At 72.6% G+C, this 17,179-nt stretch carries 16 protein-coding genes; 9 read left to right on the top strand and 7 right to left on the bottom strand.

The window, feature by feature from the left end; all coding sequences use genetic code 11:
• Window positions 1–191: 191 nt before the first annotated feature.
• Genes ABD287_RS09725 through arfB form a run of 3 tightly spaced genes read right to left on the bottom strand, consistent with a single transcriptional unit; the run spans window position 192 to window position 2,370 of the window.
• Window positions 192–995, bottom strand: coding sequence for a fumarylacetoacetate hydrolase family protein (locus ABD287_RS09725; protein WP_344171425.1), 804 nt, complete (start codon window positions 993–995; stop codon window positions 192–194).
• 45 nt (window positions 996–1,040) lie between these two features.
• On the bottom strand, window positions 1,041–1,922 hold the full coding sequence (locus ABD287_RS09730; protein WP_344171427.1) for a 3-methyladenine DNA glycosylase: 882 nt from the start codon (window positions 1,920–1,922) through the stop codon (window positions 1,041–1,043).
• Window positions 1,923–1,941: 19 nt separating this feature from the next.
• Window positions 1,942–2,370: an alternative ribosome rescue aminoacyl-tRNA hydrolase ArfB gene (gene arfB, locus ABD287_RS09735; RefSeq protein ID WP_425565572.1), complete on the bottom strand. Its 429-nt coding sequence runs from the start codon at window positions 2,368–2,370 to the stop codon at window positions 1,942–1,944.
• Window positions 2,371–2,558: 188 nt separating this feature from the next.
• On the opposite strand from arfB, the gene ABD287_RS09740 reads away from it, so the two are divergent.
• Window positions 2,559–3,002 carry an SRPBCC family protein gene (locus tag ABD287_RS09740; RefSeq protein ID WP_344171429.1) on the top strand — a complete coding sequence of 148 codons (444 nt, stop codon included), beginning with the start codon at window positions 2,559–2,561 and terminating at the stop codon, window positions 3,000–3,002.
• A gap of 111 nt (window positions 3,003–3,113) precedes the next feature.
• On the top strand, window positions 3,114–3,854 hold the full coding sequence (locus ABD287_RS09745; protein WP_344171431.1) for a tyrosine-protein phosphatase: 741 nt from the start codon (window positions 3,114–3,116) through the stop codon (window positions 3,852–3,854).
• A 1-nt stretch (window position 3,855) separates the two neighbouring features.
• Here ABD287_RS09745 and ABD287_RS09750 read toward each other — a convergent pair whose 3' ends face one another.
• On the bottom strand, window positions 3,856–4,953 hold the full coding sequence (locus ABD287_RS09750; protein ID WP_344171652.1) for a branched-chain amino acid aminotransferase: 1,098 nt from the start codon (window positions 4,951–4,953) through the stop codon (window positions 3,856–3,858).
• Between the two features lie 533 nt (window positions 4,954–5,486).
• Window positions 5,487–7,085: a phosphoglycerate dehydrogenase gene (gene serA, locus ABD287_RS09755; RefSeq protein WP_344171433.1), complete on the bottom strand. Its 1,599-nt coding sequence runs from the start codon at window positions 7,083–7,085 to the stop codon at window positions 5,487–5,489.
• Window positions 7,086–7,261: 176 nt separating this feature from the next.
• On the opposite strand from serA, the gene ABD287_RS09760 reads away from it, so the two are divergent.
• Window positions 7,262–8,248 (top strand): glucosyl-3-phosphoglycerate synthase, encoded by a 987-nt coding sequence (locus ABD287_RS09760; protein ID WP_425565579.1) that lies wholly within the window; start codon window positions 7,262–7,264, stop codon window positions 8,246–8,248.
• On the opposite strand, the gene ilvC is transcribed toward ABD287_RS09760, so the two are convergent.
• Window positions 8,249–9,250, bottom strand: coding sequence for a ketol-acid reductoisomerase (gene ilvC, locus ABD287_RS09765; protein ID WP_344171436.1), 1,002 nt, complete (start codon window positions 9,248–9,250; stop codon window positions 8,249–8,251). It abuts the gene before it with no gap.
• 209 nt (window positions 9,251–9,459) lie between these two features.
• On the opposite strand from ilvC, the gene ABD287_RS09770 reads away from it, so the two are divergent.
• Complete coding sequence (locus tag ABD287_RS09770; RefSeq protein WP_344171438.1) at window positions 9,460–11,349, top strand: dihydroxy-acid dehydratase domain-containing protein; 1,890 nt, start codon at window positions 9,460–9,462, stop codon at window positions 11,347–11,349.
• 99 nt (window positions 11,350–11,448) lie between these two features.
• A complete protein-coding gene (locus ABD287_RS09775; RefSeq protein ID WP_344171440.1) occupies window positions 11,449–11,856 on the top strand; it encodes a PH domain-containing protein in 408 nt (135 codons plus the stop codon).
• Here ABD287_RS09775 and ABD287_RS09780 read toward each other — a convergent pair.
• The gene (locus ABD287_RS09780) at window positions 11,827–12,756 is read right to left on the bottom strand and encodes a 2-hydroxyacid dehydrogenase (RefSeq protein ID WP_344171442.1); all 930 of its coding nucleotides are present in this window, start codon (window positions 12,754–12,756) and stop codon (window positions 11,827–11,829) included. The genes ABD287_RS09775 and ABD287_RS09780 overlap by 30 nt on opposite strands.
• A gap of 110 nt (window positions 12,757–12,866) precedes the next feature.
• Here ABD287_RS09780 and ABD287_RS09785 point away from each other — a divergent pair, with 110 nt between their 5' ends.
• From ABD287_RS09785 to ABD287_RS09800, 4 genes are all read left to right on the top strand, one after another.
• Complete coding sequence (locus ABD287_RS09785) at window positions 12,867–14,021, top strand: PQQ-dependent sugar dehydrogenase (RefSeq protein WP_344171444.1); 1,155 nt, start codon at window positions 12,867–12,869, stop codon at window positions 14,019–14,021.
• Complete coding sequence (locus ABD287_RS09790; RefSeq protein WP_344171446.1) at window positions 14,021–15,631, top strand: metallophosphoesterase family protein; 1,611 nt, start codon at window positions 14,021–14,023, stop codon at window positions 15,629–15,631. The genes ABD287_RS09785 and ABD287_RS09790 overlap by 1 nt, the downstream gene beginning before the upstream one ends.
• 168 nt (window positions 15,632–15,799) lie before the next feature.
• On the top strand, window positions 15,800–16,591 hold the full coding sequence (locus ABD287_RS09795) for a zinc metalloprotease (protein ID WP_344171448.1): 792 nt from the start codon (window positions 15,800–15,802) through the stop codon (window positions 16,589–16,591).
• The gene (locus ABD287_RS09800; protein ID WP_344171450.1) at window positions 16,588–17,142 is read left to right on the top strand and encodes a hypothetical protein; all 555 of its coding nucleotides are present in this window, start codon (window positions 16,588–16,590) and stop codon (window positions 17,140–17,142) included. The genes ABD287_RS09795 and ABD287_RS09800 overlap by 4 nt, the downstream gene beginning before the upstream one ends.
• The last annotated feature ends 37 nt before the right edge of the window (window positions 17,143–17,179 follow it).

A 17,179-nucleotide genomic window follows, 5' to 3' on the forward strand; every position in this document is an offset into this window, starting at 1 on the left:
GAAACGCTAACCCGTCCGCCCGTCTGGTATACGTGCGACGGACGAATTCGACGCTTCTGGTGATGCTTCGTTGGACTTGCGACTGATGCTTCGTTGGACTTGCGACGTGGTTCGGCTTGGCTTGCCTCCCGCACGAGGAGGAACTTTACCCGACCGGAAGGTCCCCGCCAAATCGGGTATCGCCCCGTGTGTCAACCCAGCTCAAGCACCGGATTGACCAGCTCGCCGAGCCCCTCGATCCGCACGATCACAGACTCTCCCGCGGCCAACGGGCCAACGCCTGCGGGAGTGCCTGTGAGGATGACATCACCAGGCAACAACGTCATCACATGCGAGATGTACGACACCAGGGTGACCGGGTCGAACGTCATGTCGCGGGTCCGACCGAGCTGACGGACCTCGCGCTGTTCCGGATCCGGGCCGACCTCGCAACGCACCTCGCGGTCGGCCGGGTCGAAGTCGGTGACAATCCACGGCCCGATCGGACAGAACGAGTCGAAGCCCTTCGCCCGGGTCCACTGGCCGTCAGTGGCCTGCAGGTCGCGCGCGGTGACGTCGTTCGCGCAGGTGTAGCCGAAGATCGCCCGCTCGGCCGCGCTCCGGTCGGCCCGCCGCGCGCCCGGGGCGCCGATGACGATGGCCAGCTCAGCCTCGTGGTCGACCTGCTTGGACTGGGTGGGCAGCCGGATCGCGTCCAGCGGCCCGATCACCGACGTCGACGGTTTGAGGAACAGCAGCGGCTCGGTCGGCGCCGCGGCGTGCTGCTCGGCGGCGTGGTCGGCGTAGTTGCGGCCGACGCAGACGACCTTGCTCGGCAGGATCGGCGACAGCAGCCGCACGTCCGACAACGCCCAACGCTGCCCGGTGAACCGAATCGCGCCGAACGGGTGGCCCTCGATCGCGGCGACGGTGAGCGCCTGCGCGCCGGCGTCGAGGTCGCCCTCGACAACCCCGAAGGCCATCGTGTCGGCATGGGCGAAACGGGCGATACGCACTGGACGGCCGTCCTCACTGTCAGGGATCGCGGAACAGCACCGAATCTAGACCGTGCCAGGAAGCCCAACGCCGTCGAGGGCCTCTCCGACCAACGCGATGAGGGCCGACCGTATCGGCGCCGCGCGTGCGGCGAAACCCCGCTGGGCGGCCACGTACTCGGCCCGACCCTCGGCCGTCTCCACCCGCACCGGCGGAAACCCCAGCCCGGCCAGCTCGTACGGACTCGCGCGCATGTCCAGGGCGCGGATGTCGCGGGCTAACGCGAAACAGTCCGCGACCAGCTCGCCGGAGGCCAGCGGGCCGACCTTGTAGGCCATCTTGTAGAGATCCATCCCGGCGTGCAGGCAGCCGGGTTGCTCCAGGTCGCGCTGGCGCTCGCGGGTGGGTTGGAGAACGTTGAGCGGACGCGCTGACGGCGTGAAGAACCGGAACGCGTCGAAGTGACTGCACCGGACTCCGCGCTCGCGCACCACCGCGGCGGTGTCCTGCGGCGACAGTCGCAGCGGCCAGGCGTTGTGGCGGACCTCGGCCTGGCTCTGCTCGTACACCATCGCCCACTCGTGCATACCGAAGCAGCCGAGGTGCGGGGGGCGCGCCGCAGTGGCACGCAGCAGATCGAGAATCCACCGCAGCGAGTCGCCCCGGCGGGCCACGAGTTGCCCGACATCAAGGATCAGGCCGCCGGACTGCCGGCGGTAGCCGGGACCGAGACCGTCGGCGTCGAGTAGGACGACGCCGGCGCCCGGCTGCCACCGCCGCAGCTGGCCCGGCCGCAGGGAGTAGTAGGTGAACAGGAAATCGTGGACGGGGTGCTTCAGGCCCCGGTCGCGTCGGCGCAGGTGCGGGGTGAGCCACTGGTCAACGCGCGACTCGTGCGCCGCCTGGCGCGCCTGCCAGGCCGGCCGGTCCAGGACTTCCAGCGCCACCGGCCCAGGGTAGCGCCGGTCAGTCGGTTGGCGGCGTGCGGCGGTCGCGCTTGGCCAACGAGCGCCGGCGCTTGGAGTCCAGCCGTCGTTCCTTGGAGCCCCGGCTCGGCCTGGTCGGGCGCCGGGGCGGGGCGGGCGGCGCGGCGGCGTCCCGCAGCAGGGCCGCCAGCCGCTGGCGGGCGGCCGCCCGGTTCGCCAACTGGGCCCGGTTCTCGCTGGCGACGACGGTGAGCACGCCGTCGACGAGGCGGTCGGCCAACCGCGCGAGCATGCGCTCGCGGATCGGCGCCGCCAGCGACGGCGAGTCGGCGACGTCGAAGGACAGCTCGACCCGGCTGTCCGTGGTGTTGACGCCCTGACCTCCGGGGCCGGAGCTGCGGGAGAACCGCTCGCGCAGCTCCCGGTCGGGCACCACCAGGCGGTCGTTGACGATCAGGTCGGCGTTCATCGCCGTAAGTGTGCCCGAGCGTCGCCGGACGCGACAGCCGGTAACGACGGCCAGCGGCCGGCGGGACCCCGACGCCACGGCCGTCACGGGGACCGTGCCGTACGAACTAGCCGAGGGCGCCTGGTTTCGCGAAGTCAGCACGGGGCACGCAGGGTGTAGGACGCTGATGCCAGAGTGTGGAGGTTGTTATGAGCACGATGAAAGAGTCTGTGGACGTTGACGTTCCGGTTACCACCGCCTACAACCAGTGGACGCAGTTCGAGTCGTTTCCGCAGTTCATGGACGGCGTAGAGGAGATTCGTCAGATCTCGGACACCACTACGCACTGGAAGACGAAGATCGCAGGGGTGGAACGGGAGTTCGACGCGCAGATCACCGAGCAGGTCCCGGACCGGAAGATCGCGTGGGCGTCCGCGGACATGGCGCATGCCGGTGAGGTCACCTTCGAGCCGGTAGACGCGGGCAAGACCCGCGTCACCGCGAAGATGGCGTTCAAGCCCGAGGGCTTCGTGGAGACCGCCGGCGACAAGCTCGGCCTGGTCGAGCACCGGATGTCAGGGGATCTGAAGCGATTCAAGGAATTCGTGGAGCAGCGCGGCACCGCGACCGGCGCCTGGCGCGGCGAGGTCTGACCACCGGCGTGGCGAAGGCGCGCCGGCCGCGGTGCGCCTTCGCCTGCGGCGGGATGCCGCCGGCACGTCGGCGCTCTTCCGAACGGGATAGTTGCTCGGTAGCGTCATCGCGTGGACACCGTTGACCCGCGCGCCCTCGCCTTCACGTCAGTGTTCAATTTCCGTGATCTCGGCGGCCACCCCGGCCTGGACGGACGCCTGGTGCGCCGCGGGCGGCTCTACCGTTCCGACTCGCTGCACCGGCTCGCCGGCGCCGACTGGGACGCGTTCCAGTCGCTCGGTGTCCGGACCGTCATCGATCTGCGTCGTCCGAAGGAGATCGACCGGGACGGTCGGGTGCCCGAGCACGCGAAGCTGCGGTACCACCACATCCATCCCGAGCACACCGACTGGCGGCTTGAGCGGCTGCCCGGCGACGACGGCCACGGGCGGTGGCTGGCTGACCGCTACCTGGCGCTCGCGGAGGAGGGACGGCTCGGGATCGCACAGGCGCTCGGGATGATCGCCGACGAGCGATCCGCGCCGCTGGTGGTGCACTGCGTCGCGGGCAAGGACCGCACCGGTGTGGTCATCGCCATCACGCTGGCCCTGCTCGGTGTCGATGATCCGACGATCGCCGCTGACTACGCGCGCAGCGCGGCGGCGGCGGAGCAGTTCCTGGCCTGGGCGCGGTCGGCCCGGGTTGAGACGCCGGAGCTGCCGCCGGCATGGCTGGACTCCCCACCGGAGGCGATCCTGCTGTTCCTGGCCGAGTTGCGCGGCCGGCACGGCTCTGTCGAGGCATACGCGACGCACGCTGGCTTCAGCGGTGAGCAGGTGGCCGCGATGCGCGGCCACCTGCTCACCGGCTAGGTCAGGCGACCCGGCGGACCCAGCCGTGCGGGTCCGGAGCGTCGCCACGCTGGATGTCCACCAACGACTGGCGCAGCGACGTCGTCACCCGGCCGGGCTCGCCGCCACCGATGGCGAACTCGCCGTCCGGGTGACGCACCGCCCCGATCGGGGTGATCACCGCGGCCGTGCCGCACGCGAACACCTCGCGTAGTCGGCCACTGGCCGCGTCGGCGCGCCACTGGTCGAAGGAGATTGGCTGTTCGAGCACCCGGCGCCCGGCCTGCCGGGCGAGCACTATGACGGACTCACGGGTGATGCCGGGCAGGATCGTGCCGGTCAGCTCCGGGGTGACGATCGTGCCGTCGTCGTAGACGAAGAAGACGTTCATGCCGCCCAGCTCCTCGACGTACCGGCGTTCCACCGCGTCGAGGAAGACGACCTGGTCGCAGCCGGCGGCGATCGCCTCAGCCTGGGCCAGCAGCGAGGCGGCGTAATTGCCTCCGCACTTGGCCACGCCGGTCCCGCCGGGCGCGGCCCGGCTGAACTCCCGGGAGGCCCAGACGGTGACCGGCTTGACCCCGCCGGAGAAGTAGGAGCCGACCGGCGACGCGATGACGCAGTAGAGGTACTCGCTGGCCGGACGCACGCCCAGGAACACCTCGCTGGCGAACATGAACGGCCTCAGGTAGAGGCTGCCGCCCTCGGCCTGCGGAATCCACTGCCCGTCGATGGTGATCAGTTCGGTGAGCGAGTCGAGGAAGATTTGCTCGGGCAGCTCGGGCATGGCCATCCGGGCGGCCGATACCTGGAACCGGCGGGCGTTGGCCTCCGGGCGGAACAGGGTGACGCCGCCGTCCGCCGTGGGGTAGGCCTTGAGACCCTCGAAAATCTCCTGCGCGTAGTGCAGGACGGCGCTGGCCGGGTCCATCGGGATCGGGGCGCGTGCCTCGACCCGCGCGTCGTGCCAACCCTTCCCGTCGGCGTAACGGACAGTGACCATGTGGTCGGTGAAGACCCGCCCGAAGCCGGGGTTGGCCAGCAGAGCGGCGCGCTCGGCGGCGGTCACCGGCGCGGGGTGCGGGTGCACGTCGAAGGCAAGACTGTCGCCGCCGTTCATCGCGCGGACCTCCATGTCATGGGAGCCTGATCTGCCGGTCCGGGATCGGCCGCGGCTCGACGTGGGGACGCCGAGCAGGTCAGGATCTGGGGGAATGTGCAGAAACCATAGCGCGCGTGGGTTGGCCCGGACATCCGCCAGGCGCGCATGATCGACTGCCGAGGGGGCGGCAAATGCCCCAGTCGGCGCGCAGAGCCCATCAATCGGATGGGAGAAATCACGGAAAAGTTGTCGGTGGGCCCTGCTCCGCCTGGGCGTGGCAGAACCCACCGTCGACGCGCTGTAGGCGCGCCAGTAACACTGCGCGGTTACCCCGAACGTGCCCGACGACGCCACCCGAAGACGTGACGCGCACAGGCCCACCAGCTCCGGGTCGCTCGACCCAGCGCCCTGAGATTGACCCTGTTGTTCGGCCCGGGACGCCAGTGAGACTTCACGGTGTAACCGCGTCGATACGCTAGCGATATTCCGGGGGCCCGCGCAAGACTGACAGGCGCACAACATCGTCCGAAAAGGACAGTGCCGTGCGGGGATCAGATGTCGGACAGGTCGGTGACGCTCCAGGCGGTCGCCCCGATGCTGGCGGCGACCCTGGCCAACAGCTCACCTGAGACCGGCTCGTCGACGGCGATCGCCATGAGCGCCTCGCTGCCGGCCGCCCGCCGGGCCACCTGCATCGACGCGATGTTGACGCCCGCCTCCCCGAGAATCGTGCCGAACGTGCCCACCACCCCGGGCCGGTCCGCGTAGCGCAGGAACAGCAGCACCCCGTCGGCGTCCAGCTCCAGGTCGTACCCGTCGACGCCGGTGAGTTTGAGGGTCTCGCGCGGCCCGGCGACGGCGATGGCGCCGCTGACGCTGAGCTGCCGGCCGTCCGGGAGCACGCCACGGATCACCACCAACTCGTGCTGGTCGGGCGAGTCCGGCATCGGCGCCAACGCGATGTCGACGCCGCGCTGCTCGGCCAGCATCGGGGCGTTCACGTAGCTGACGGGGTCCTCGGTGACCGTCGCGAACAGGCCCTTGGCCGCGGCCAGCCGCAACACCGACACGTCGTGCGCGGCCACCTCGCCACGGACCTCGACGGTGACGCTGGCGGCGACCCCACCGGCCACCGCCGTGAAGACCCGACCGAGCCGCTCGGCCAACGGCAGCAGCGGCCGCACCTCCTCGTCGACCGCGCCGCCAGCCTGCACGTTGACCGCGTCGGGCACGAACTCGCCGCGCAGCGCCAGGGCGACGCTGCGGGCCACCGCCAGGCCCGCCTTGTCCTGCGCCTCGACGGTCGAGGCGCCCAGGTGCGGGGTGGCCACGACCGCGTCGAAAGCGAACAGCGGCGAGGACGTGCACGGCTCCTTGACGTACACGTCCACCCCGGCGCCGGCGACCCGGCCCTCAGCGATGGCGTCGGCCAAGGCCTGCTCGTCGACCAGACCGCCGCGGGCGGCGTTGACGATCCGGACGCCGGGCTTGCAGATCGCCAGCTCCGCGGCCCCGATCAGGCCGACGGTCTCCGGGGTCTTGGGCAGGTGCAGTGAGATGAAGTCGCTGGTGGCCAGCAGCTCGGGCAACGTCAACAGGGTGATCCCGAGCTGGGCGGCGCGCGCCGGCTGCACGTACGGGTCGTAGGCGACCAGGCGCACCCCGAAGGCCGCCATCCGCTGGGCGAACAGCAGTCCGATCCGGCCCAGCCCCACCACTCCGACGGTCTTGTCGTACAGCTCGACGCCGGTGTACCTGGACCGCTTCCACTCGCCGTGCTTGAGCGCGGCGCTGGCCGAGGCGGTGTGACGGGCCACCGCCAGCAGCAGCGCCACCGCCTGCTCCGCCGCCGAGATGATGTTGGACGTGGGGGCGTTGACGACCAACACCCCCCGCTCGGTGGCGGCGGCGACATCGACGTTGTCCAGGCCCACCCCGGCCCGGGCGACAACCTTGAGCGACGGCGCGGCGACCAACGCCGCCTGATCGATCATGGTGGCGCTGCGGACGATGACGGCGTCGGCGTCGGCGAGCGCCGCGAACAGGGCGGAGCGGTCGGTTCCGTCGACCTGACGCACCGCGAAATCCTCGGTGAGCACCTCGATCGCGGACGGCGCAAGCTCCTCGGCGACGATCACAACAGGCGGCACGGGGGCGCCCTTTCCTCGGTGTCGGGTGGCGGTGTGGACCGCCCGGTCTCACGCCCACGGCACCTAGCCCCGGACGCCTGTGCGATCGTAGGCACACTGGGCCATCCCGGCAGGGCAGGGCACACCAGGAGGGCCACCATCCGTGCGCCCGGAGGCGAGTGGAGCAGCGGCGCGAGATGCAGGGCACCGACCCGGTGGTGGCGGACTGGGCGGCCAGACGCACCCGCCACGCGGCGGCCTGGACGCCCACCGAGCTGACCGCCGCCAAGGCCGACCACGTCATCAGCGTCGTGTTGCCGGCGCGCGACGAGGAAGCGACGATCGGGGCGATCGTCGGGGCCATCGGCAGGGATCTGACCGGGCCCGGTGGGCTCGTCGACGAGATCCTGGTGGTGGACTCCCGGTCCACGGACGCGACCGCGCGGATCGCCGCGGCGGCCGGGGCGAGAGTCGTGCGGCAGGACGAGGTGACCCGCGGGCTCACCCCGATGGACGGCAAGGGCGACGCCATGTGGGCGGGGCTGGCCGCCAGCCGCGGGGATCTGGTCGTCTTCCTCGACGCCGACCTGCGCGCGTTCTCCAGCCGTTTCGTGACCGGCCTGCTCGGGCCGTTGCTCACCGACCCGAGCGTCGCCTTCGTCAAGGGCTTCTACCACCGACCGTTGACGATCGAGGGTCATGCGGACCCGGACGGTGGCGGGCGGGTCACCGAGCTGGTCGCCCGGCCGTTGCTCAACCTGTTCTGGCCCCGCCTGGCGGGTTTCATCCAGCCGTTGAGCGGCGAGTGCGCCGGCCGGCGGGAGGTGCTGAGCCGGGTGCCGTTCGTCTCCGGCTACGGCGTCGAGACCGCCATGATGATCGACCTGCTGGAGTTGGTGGGCCTGGAGGCCCTGGCCCAGGTCGATCTGGGCGAGCGCCGTCACCGGAACCAGAGCAACCAGGCGCTGGGCAGGATGTCCGCGCAGATCGTCCTCGCGGCGTGGAGCCGGCTGCGCCGGCAGGGGTGGGTCAGCACGGACGCCGAGCCGGGGCGGCTGTTGACCCAGTTCGTCCGGGACGCCGACGGGCCGGCCGGCCGGGAGGCCCAGACCGTCGATGTCGGCGTCACCGAACGCCCGCCGTTGGCGAGCCTGCTCCTGCCCGGAGCGCCGGGGCGGGGCTGATCAGCGGATCGGACCGCCCAGCCAGGGCAACATCGCTCGGACCGCATCGCCGGCCGGCTCGACCGGGTGCTGGGCCGACTGCTCCCGCAGAGCGGTGGCGGTGGGGCGGTTGGCGTTCTCGTCGACCATCCACTCGGCCACGAAACGGCCGTCGCGGATCTCGTCGAGGAGTTGTCTCATCGCCTGGCGGACCTGCTCGTCGACGACACGTGGCCCGCGGGTGAGCGAGCCGTAGCGGGCCACGTCGGACTCGATCTCCCGCAAGCCGGCCAGGCCGCCGGCGTAGAGGGCGTCGACGGCGGTCTTGAGCTGGTGCACACAGGCCACGTAGGCGGCCTCGGCGGGCAGGCCGGCGCCGACGAGCGTGTCGAAGCCAGCGGCCACGAGAGCGGCGGCCCCGCCGACGACGGCCTGCTCGCCGAAGCGGGCGACCTCGGCCTGGGCGCTGAACGTGGTGGCCAGCGCGCCGGCGCGGGTGGCGCCGACCCCTTTGGCGTAGGCGAGCAGAAGTCGCCAGGCGCCGCCGGAGGCGTCCCGTTCGACGGCGACGAAACTGGGGACGCCCTTGCCGTCGTGGTACTGCCGGCGCAGCTGCTCGCCGTCGGCCATCGGGGCCAGCAACAGCACGTCGATGCCCGCGGGCGGGTCGATGAGGCCGTAATGGATCGGGAAGGCGTCGGTGAACAGCAGGGCGTCGCCTTCAGCCAGGCCCGGGGCGATGGACTGGGTGTAGACGAAGCGCTGCAACGCCAGCGGGGCGAGCAGGACGGTGAGGTCGGCCTCGGCGGCGGCTTCGCCGGGGGTCAGCACGCGTAGCCCCTGGTCCTCGGCCCTGGCGCGGTTGACCGAGGTTGGCGGCAGGCCCATCCGGACGTCCACACCGGAGTCGCGCAGCGACAGCGCCTGGGCTGCGCCGTGGTCGCCGTAGCCGATGATGGCGACCTTGCGGTCGTTGAGCTCCGACAGGTCGGCGTCATCGTCGTGGTAGACAGGCGTGCTCATCGGTCCTCTTCTCGCCGGCGCGCCTCGGCCGGCGCGCGGGACACTGCGCACACTAACCAACCACGCGTGTCGCTTGGTGGACACGGGCGGCTTCCGCGCTGCGCCAGCGGTGGCGGGGCCGGCGGTCAGCGGGGGCTCACCCGTCCGGGCGGTCGCCACGCCACACCCTTATAAACGGATAAAACTAGACATAATGCCACACTGTCGTGATGCCTGAACTGCGTTTCAGGACCATCCTCACCGGCCGAAGCATGGCCGGCGCCCGCGCGCGCCAACGCGCGACCGGGATCGACCCGGCCGCGGACCGCCCCATCGTGGCCATCGCCAACAGCTTCACCTCCTTCTCCCCAGCCCACGCGGCGCTGCGACACCTCGGCGACCTCGCCGCCGACGCCATCGCCCGCGCCGGCGGGACCGGACGCGAGTTCGGCGTCCCGGCCATCGACGCCGGCATAGCCGTAGGCGACGACGCCGCCCGCCACCTGCTGCCGAGCCGCGAGAACGTGGCCGACACGATCGAACAGGCCGTCACCGCCCATCACGCGGACGCGGTCATCTGCGTCGCCGCCGGCGGCGCGACGACCGCCGGAATGCTCCAGGCGATCCTGCGCCTCAACCTGCCCGCGATCATCGTCAACGCCGGGCCGATGGCGCCCGGTCAGTTGGGCAGCCGTTCCTCTGGGCCGGGCGCGCCGGTCACCCGCACCGATCTCGCGGTCGCGGCCGGCGACAGCGCCGTTAGCGACGACCTGCTCGCCGCGATGGAGCTCGTCGCCTACCCCACCTACGGCGAGTGCGCCACCTACACCGCCGGCAACGCGATGGCCTGCCTGGTCGAGGCGCTCGGACTGGCCGTGCCAGGCAATGGGACCACGCCGCTGAGCCACGTCGCCCGCCGCCGGCTGGTGGAGGCCAGCGGCGCGCTCGTCGTCGACCTCGCCGACCGCTGGCACCGACGGCAGGACCCCGGCGCGCTGCCCCGGTTCATCGCCAACACGGCCGCGTTCCGCCAGGCGACGCTTGTCGACGCCGCGCTCGGCGGCCACCCTGACGTCGCTCTGCACCTCCTGGCCGCCGCGGCGGAGGCCGGGGTCGCGCTGAGCCTGGCCGACCTCGACGCCATCGCGCGCGACACGCCGTGGTTGGCCCGCCTGGACCCGGCCGGAAAACCGGGGCGCCGGCACACCATGGCTGACCTGCACCGGGCCGGCGGCGTGCCGGCGCTCCTCGGCGAGCTGCGCCGGGCCGGGCTGCTGGACACGACGGCGCCCGCGCCACGCCCGGCGGTGGCCGACGCCGGCGACGACGCGGTGGGCCCGACCCACTCAGCCGACCTGGACGCCTGGCTGGAGGCCTGGGACGTGCGCGGCGGTCACGCCGGCGCCGCCGCCGTCGACCTGTTCCGGGCCGCCCCGCTGGACTCGCCGAGCACCCAGGCGTTCGCCACCTCCGCCCGCTCCCCCGAGCTGGACACCGCCCCCACCTCCGGCTGCATCCGCGACGCCGTCCACCCGCACGCCACGCACGGCGGACTCGCCGTGCTCACCGGAAACCTGAGCCCGGACAGCTGTGTCGCGCGGGCGGGCAACCGTCCGCTCAGCCTCCAGGGGCCGGCCCGGGTCTTCGACGCGACCATTGACGCCGTCGCGGCCATCGCCGACAACCAGATCCTGCCCGGCGACGTCGTGGTGATCCGGTATGAGGGCCCACGCGGCGGCCCCGGCATGCCGGACATCGGCCCGGTTCTGGAGGCCCTGGCCGGCAAGGGCCGGACCAACGACTGCGCGGTCATCACCGACGGCCGGCTCGGCGACCACGGGGACGGCCTGGCCATCGGCCACGTCAGCCCGGAGGCCGCCGAGGGTGGCCCGTTGGCGCTGGTCCAGGACGGCGACGAGATCGCCGTGGACGTGAGCGCCCGCAGCCTCACCCTGGTGCTCGCCCCCGAGGAGCTGACCCTGCGGCAGGTGCTGGAGGAGAAGAAGGACCACCCGTACACGCCCGTCAGTCGCCGTCGGCCCTGGTCCGCCGCGCTCGCCGCCTTCGCCGGCCTCGCCGGGCCCGCCACCGTCGGCGTCAGCCGACGGCTCCACGACTAGCGAACGCCGGCTGCCACGGCGCGACAGGCGGGGCGGCTCCAGTCGGCCGGGGGAACGCCCGTCGGTCCGGGGCCCAGGCGCTGGTGAGAGGATGCGGGGGTGACTGACCAGACGGCAGGTGAGGCGACACGACCGGCGCCGGTCCGGTTCCGACGCAGCGGGGCGATCGCGGCCGCCGGAATCGTCGGACTCGTCGGCGCCGCCCCGGTGGCGACATCGTCCTGGCCGCTCAGCCCGCTGCTGCTCATTCCGCTGGGGATCATCGTGTGGGCCTGGCGCAGCGGCGTCGACGGCACCGCCGAGGGACTGGTCGTGCGCGCCGTCGTCGGGCGGCGCCGGGTCGCCTGGGCGCAGGTCGCCGCGCTGGGCCCGGACGGTCGCGGCGGGGCGTCCGTCCGGCTCGTCGACGGCAGCACGCTGCCGCTGCCCGCGGTGCGCGAGGCGGACCTGCCGCGGTTGGTGGCCGCCAGCGGTCGATCAGTAGTCGCCGACGACCTCGTTGCGTAGCGGCTCGCCGGCCGCGAGCCGGCGGATCTGTGCGCCGACCAGGGCGTAGGCGCGCGGGAACATCCCCCGGACCGAGCCCGCCACATGTGGGGTGATGAGCACGTTCGGCAACCGCCACAGCGGGTGCTCCGCCGGCAACGGCTCCGGGTCGGTGACGTCGAGGGCGGCGTGCAGCCGTCCTCGCGTCAGCTCCCGGACGAGGGCGTCGGTGTCGACGACCGGGCCGCGGGCGGCGTTGACCAGCAGCGCCCCGTCCGGCATCGCGGCCAGAAACGCCGCGTCGACCATGCCTCGGGTCGCCGCGGTCAACGGAACGACGAGGATGACGACGTCGGCGTGCGGCAACAGCTCGGGCAGCTCCTCGACGCCGTGCACGCCATCGGCCGGGCGGGCCGAGCGCGCCACCCAGGTCAGCGCCACCTCGAACGGGGCCAACCGCGCACCGATCGCCCGTCCGATCGAACCGGCGCCGACGACGAGCACCCGCTTGCCGGTCAGCTCGTCGGTCGGGACGTGGTCGGCGAACGACCAGCGTCCGGCGGCCTGCTCGCGGGCGAACGCGTCGAACCGGCGCAGTCTGGCCAGTGTCGCCGTGACCGCCCACTCGGCAGTCGCCGGGTCGTGCACGCCCTGGGCGTCGTAGAGGCGCGTGCCGGGCGGGAGCCTGCCGATCCAGGCGTCGGCGCCGGCGGTGAGCAGCTGGACGGCCTCCAGATCCGGCATGGTGGCGGCGAGGCCGGTCAGCGCCCCGGAGGCGGCCAGGAACGGCGGGGTCCACAGCCGGACGCCGGCCGGGTCCGACGGCGGCGCGGCCGGATCGGCCAGCACCTCCACCGTCACCGACGACGGGAGCTCGCCGAGCAGGGGGCGGCCACGTTCGTGCGCGATCCAGACCTTCATGGCGGTGACCCTAGCCGCCGGCCGGCCGGGTTCCGGCGACGGCTGTCGGCGCCACCCGTGCGCCCCGTTCGGGGGGACCCGTCGGCTGCGATCGGGGTTAGGCTTGGCCGATGTCCCCTTCGCCACAACGCCTGGTCCGGCCGCTGGCCGGGGCCCTCGCCGCCGCCATGCTGCTGGCCACGACGGCCTGTGGCTTCGGCCCGCCGGACGCCGACGCGACGATCGACGCGCCGGCCCTGCCCGTCCCGACGGCGACGCCCCCGGACGACGACCCCGCCGCCTCCGTCCTGGCGCGGGGCCTGGAGGTGCCCTGGGGCGTCGCGTTCCTGCCCGATGGCGCTGCCGTGGTCACCGAACGTGACACGCGGCGAATTCTGCGGGTCGGCCCGGACTCGGATGCCGGCGGCCCGGTCGTCCGCCCGGTCCAGACGATCACCGAGGCCGACGCCGGCGGCGAGGGCGGCCTGCTGGGCATCGCCGTCTCCCCCCGCTACGCCGACGACAAAAAGATCTTCATCTACTACACGACCGCGCGGGACAACCGGATCGCCCAGCTCACCCTCGGCCAACGGCCGACCCCGATCGTCACCGGGATCCCCATCTCGGGGGTGCATAACGGCGGCCGGCTAGCCTTCGGCCCGGACGGCCACCTGTACGCCAGCACCGGCGACGCCGGTCGCACCGGCCTGAGCCAGGACCTCAACAGTCTCGGCGGCAAGATCCTGCGGATGACGCCGCTGGGTCAACCGGCGCCGGGAAACCCCTTCCCCGGCAAGCTGATCTGGTCGTACGGCCACCGCAACGTCCAGGGTCTGGCGTGGGACGCGGGAAAACGCCTGTACGCCACCGAGTTCGGCCAGAACACCTGGGACGAGATCAACCGGATCGACAAGGGCGGCAACTACGGCTGGCCGATCGTGGAAGGGACCGGGACCGACAGCCGGTACATCAACCCCCTGGTCACCTGGACGACCGACGAGGCGTCCTGCTCCGGCGCCGCGATCGTCGGCAGCACCATCTTCGCGGCCTGCCTACGCGGGCGTCGGCTGTGGGCGGTCGACCTCACCCCCGACGGCGACGTGTTCGGCGCGCCGCGGCCGATGCTCGTCGAAGGCTACGGGCGGCTCCGCGCCGCGGTCCGGGCCCCCGACGGCTCGCTGTGGGTGACCACCTCCAACCATGACGGCCGCGGCACGCCCGCCCCGGACGACGACCGGATCCTGCGGCTCGTTCCCGCCGGCGGCGGCGGGGTCGGCCGCAGCTGATGCCATCGCCCGACCTCCCGGCCACCGCCCGGCGCCTACGGCGACGGCTCGCCACGGCCGGCCGGCGCCTCGGTGGGATCGGGCGACCGCAGGACGGGGCCAGACGGTGGCTTCGGCGCTCGCGGTGGCCCCGGCGGGCGGGCACGGGCGCCGCGGTGGCGCTGGTGGCGATCCTCGGCGCGATCCTCGGGGTGTTGCTCGCCGGTCGCGCCGACGCCGACATCGGGCCGTTCCGGGCACAGTTCGCCGTGACGCCGTCCCTGGTCGGCGATGTCGAGATCGACATCCCGCCCCTGGGAAAGCTGCACCTGGACAGCCACGACGGACCGGCCCACCTGAGCGTGCGACTGGCCCAGCTCGACCAACGCCGCACCGAGCAGCTCATCACCACCCCCGACGGAGTGGCGCAGGCCAGCGCCACCGCGTTGACCGACCTGGGCGCCGGTCTGATCCGGCTCGGCCTGCGCGTCGTCGCGGTCGCCACGCTGGCCGGTCTGCTGCTGGGCGCGCTGGTGTTCCGCAGCGTACGGCGGACGGCCTGGTGCGGCGGCCTGGCGCTGAGCGTGACCGCCGCCGGCCTGCTCAGCGGCGCGGCGACCTTCCGACGGCAGGCCATCGAGGAGCCCCGGTACGAAGGGCTCTTGGTGAACGCCCCGGCGGTGGTCGGCGACGCCCGACGGATCGCCGGCCGGTACGACGCCTACGCCGGCCAGCTACAGAAACTGGTGACAAACGTCGGGAAACTGTACGCGACAGTATCCACGCTGCCGGTCTACGAGGCCGCGCCCGGGACGATCCGGGCCCTGCACGTGTCCGACCTGCATCTCAACCCCGCCGCCTGGTCGCTCATGCAGACCGTCGTCGCCCAGTTCGACATCGACCTGGTCATCGACACCGGCGACATCACCGACTGGGGCTCGGAGCAGGAGGCCGAGTACGTGGCCGCGATCAGCCGGCTCAAGGTCCCGTACGTCTACATCCGGGGCAACCACGACTCGGCGGCGACCGCCGCAGCCGTCGCCCGCCAGCCGGGGGCGGTCGTGCTCGACGGGCAGGTCGAACAGGTGGCGGGTTTGTGGGTGGCTGGCATCGGCGATCCCCGTTTCACTCCCGACAAGGAGACCGAGGGCCAGGGCAAGCAGGCGGTCGAACGGGTCATCGACAACGGCGTCGACCTCGCGGCGGCGATCGCGGCGAGCGGCCAGCCGGTCGATGTGGCGCTGGTCCACGATCCGGCTGCGGCCGACGGCCTGGTCGGCAGCGCGCCGCTGGTGCTGGCCGGGCACACCCACCGCCGCGAAGTCCGGTCGCTGGCGGCGCCGGCGGGCTCGCCGGAAACCCGGCTCATGGTCTCCGGCTCCACCGGCGGCGCGGGCCTGCGCGGCCTTGAGGCGGCCGAGCCGACCCCGCTGGCGATGTCGGTGCTCTACTTCGACGACGAACGGAACATCCAGGCCTACGACGACATCCGGGTCGGCGGGACAGGTCAGTCACAGGTGACGCTGGAACGGCATGTGCTGGCGCCGATGCCGACGTCGGCGGCCACCTCGAACGGGCGACCGTCCCCGTCGCCGGCAGGTCGGCGGCCGCCCTCGCCCCCGGGTCGCTGACGTCCTCCGGGTATTGCCTGTGCGCAACGTGAGGATTACTGTCAGCAGGTGCTCGGCGTCCAACATGGATATTCCACGCAGCTTGATGGTCCGTTCTGGGCCGCCGGGACGAACGTTAGCCAGCGGCCGGAGGTAAGGGTGGCCACCCCGCAGCGTGTGTGGATAGCAGTGGCGACTCTCGTAGTCGCGTTCATGGCCGGCACGGCGCCGGACGTGGCGACGGCCGAGACTGCCGACGCCGGCCGGGCCGCGGGGCCGGTGGCCACGCCGGCCGCGATCAGCGACGCGGATGTCGAGGTGGTCGCGGTGCGCCCCCTGCCCGGCGGGAGACTCGAACGCACCTCCTACCGGGCGGCGCCAGGGGTCACCGCCCGCCAACTGCGCGAGCGACTGACCCGCGACGGCGTGCGCGGCATTGCTGATCCGTCCGCCCTCACCGCCACCGAGGACCCGTACAGCTGCTTCTTGGGCACTGCGTACGCGCTGGACAACGGCCGGTGCCCGCCGATCCGGTGGACCTGGGCCGGGTACTACGATCCGCAGGTCTACTTCCGCGACCGCACCGGACCGGCCTGGCCGGTGCGCGAGACGGTGCGGGACTGGAACCAGGCGGTCGGCATCGACTCCTACTGGACGACGGGCGCCTGTCCGGATGATCGGCACTGCGTGAACGTGCACTCCGCCGACTACGGCGGGACGGGCTGGTCCGGCGCGACATCGTTCACGATCACCTACGGACGCAACTTCGTCGACGGCACCGTGGTCGTCAGGCTCAACGACCGGTACGCCACCGGCGCGGCCGACCGACGCTCGTCGACCTGCCACGAGCTGGGGCACGCTCTGGGCGTCGGCCACAACCTGTCCCAGGCGAGCTGCATGTTCGCCAAGGACACGAACGCCAACCCCACCAGGCCCCACCCCTCTGACTTCAACCTGCTGCGCCGGGTCATCTACCCGTGAGCGCCGCTCGCCCGGAGGTCGTCATGGCGCGACGAGGGCTTCGATGGGGGCACGCGCTCGGAGTGGTCACGCTCGCCGCCGGGACCATCGGGCTCAATGCCGGTTGTGGCATCGCGGCGGCGACCTCCGGTCCGACCCTGCCAGGCAGCGCCCCGTCAGGGATCGACGGGTCCCGGGCCGGCGCCGGCACACCCGGGGCCGGCGGCGGCCGACGCGCGCTGGTGGACCCGGTCGACCTCGAACGGCTGCGTGGCGGCCCGGCCCGGCCGACGCGCGGGGTCGCCTACCCGTTCGACCTCCTGACGCACTGCGGCATCGAGCACGCCCGGTTCGGCGGGCGGACCTGGCGCAGCGAGCGGCCGCTGCGCCAGCCGCGACCGCTGCCCGACGCTGACGGCCTCACCCGGCACACCGGGTACACCGCCGGAACGATGACGGTGAACGACCGGGACAGCGCGACGTTCGTCATCGACGTCCGCCGGGCCGACCCGTTCGGTTCGGCCGAAGTCGTCTTCTACGCCACCCGCCAGACCCCACCCCTCTGCCACTAATCCCAGCCCCGGCTCGGGGCTGGGCTGGGCTGGGCGT

Origin of the sequence: Pilimelia columellifera subsp. columellifera, assembly GCF_039532605.1 — a bacterium.
GTDB classification, from domain to species: domain Bacteria; phylum Actinomycetota; class Actinomycetes; order Mycobacteriales; family Micromonosporaceae; genus Pilimelia; species Pilimelia columellifera.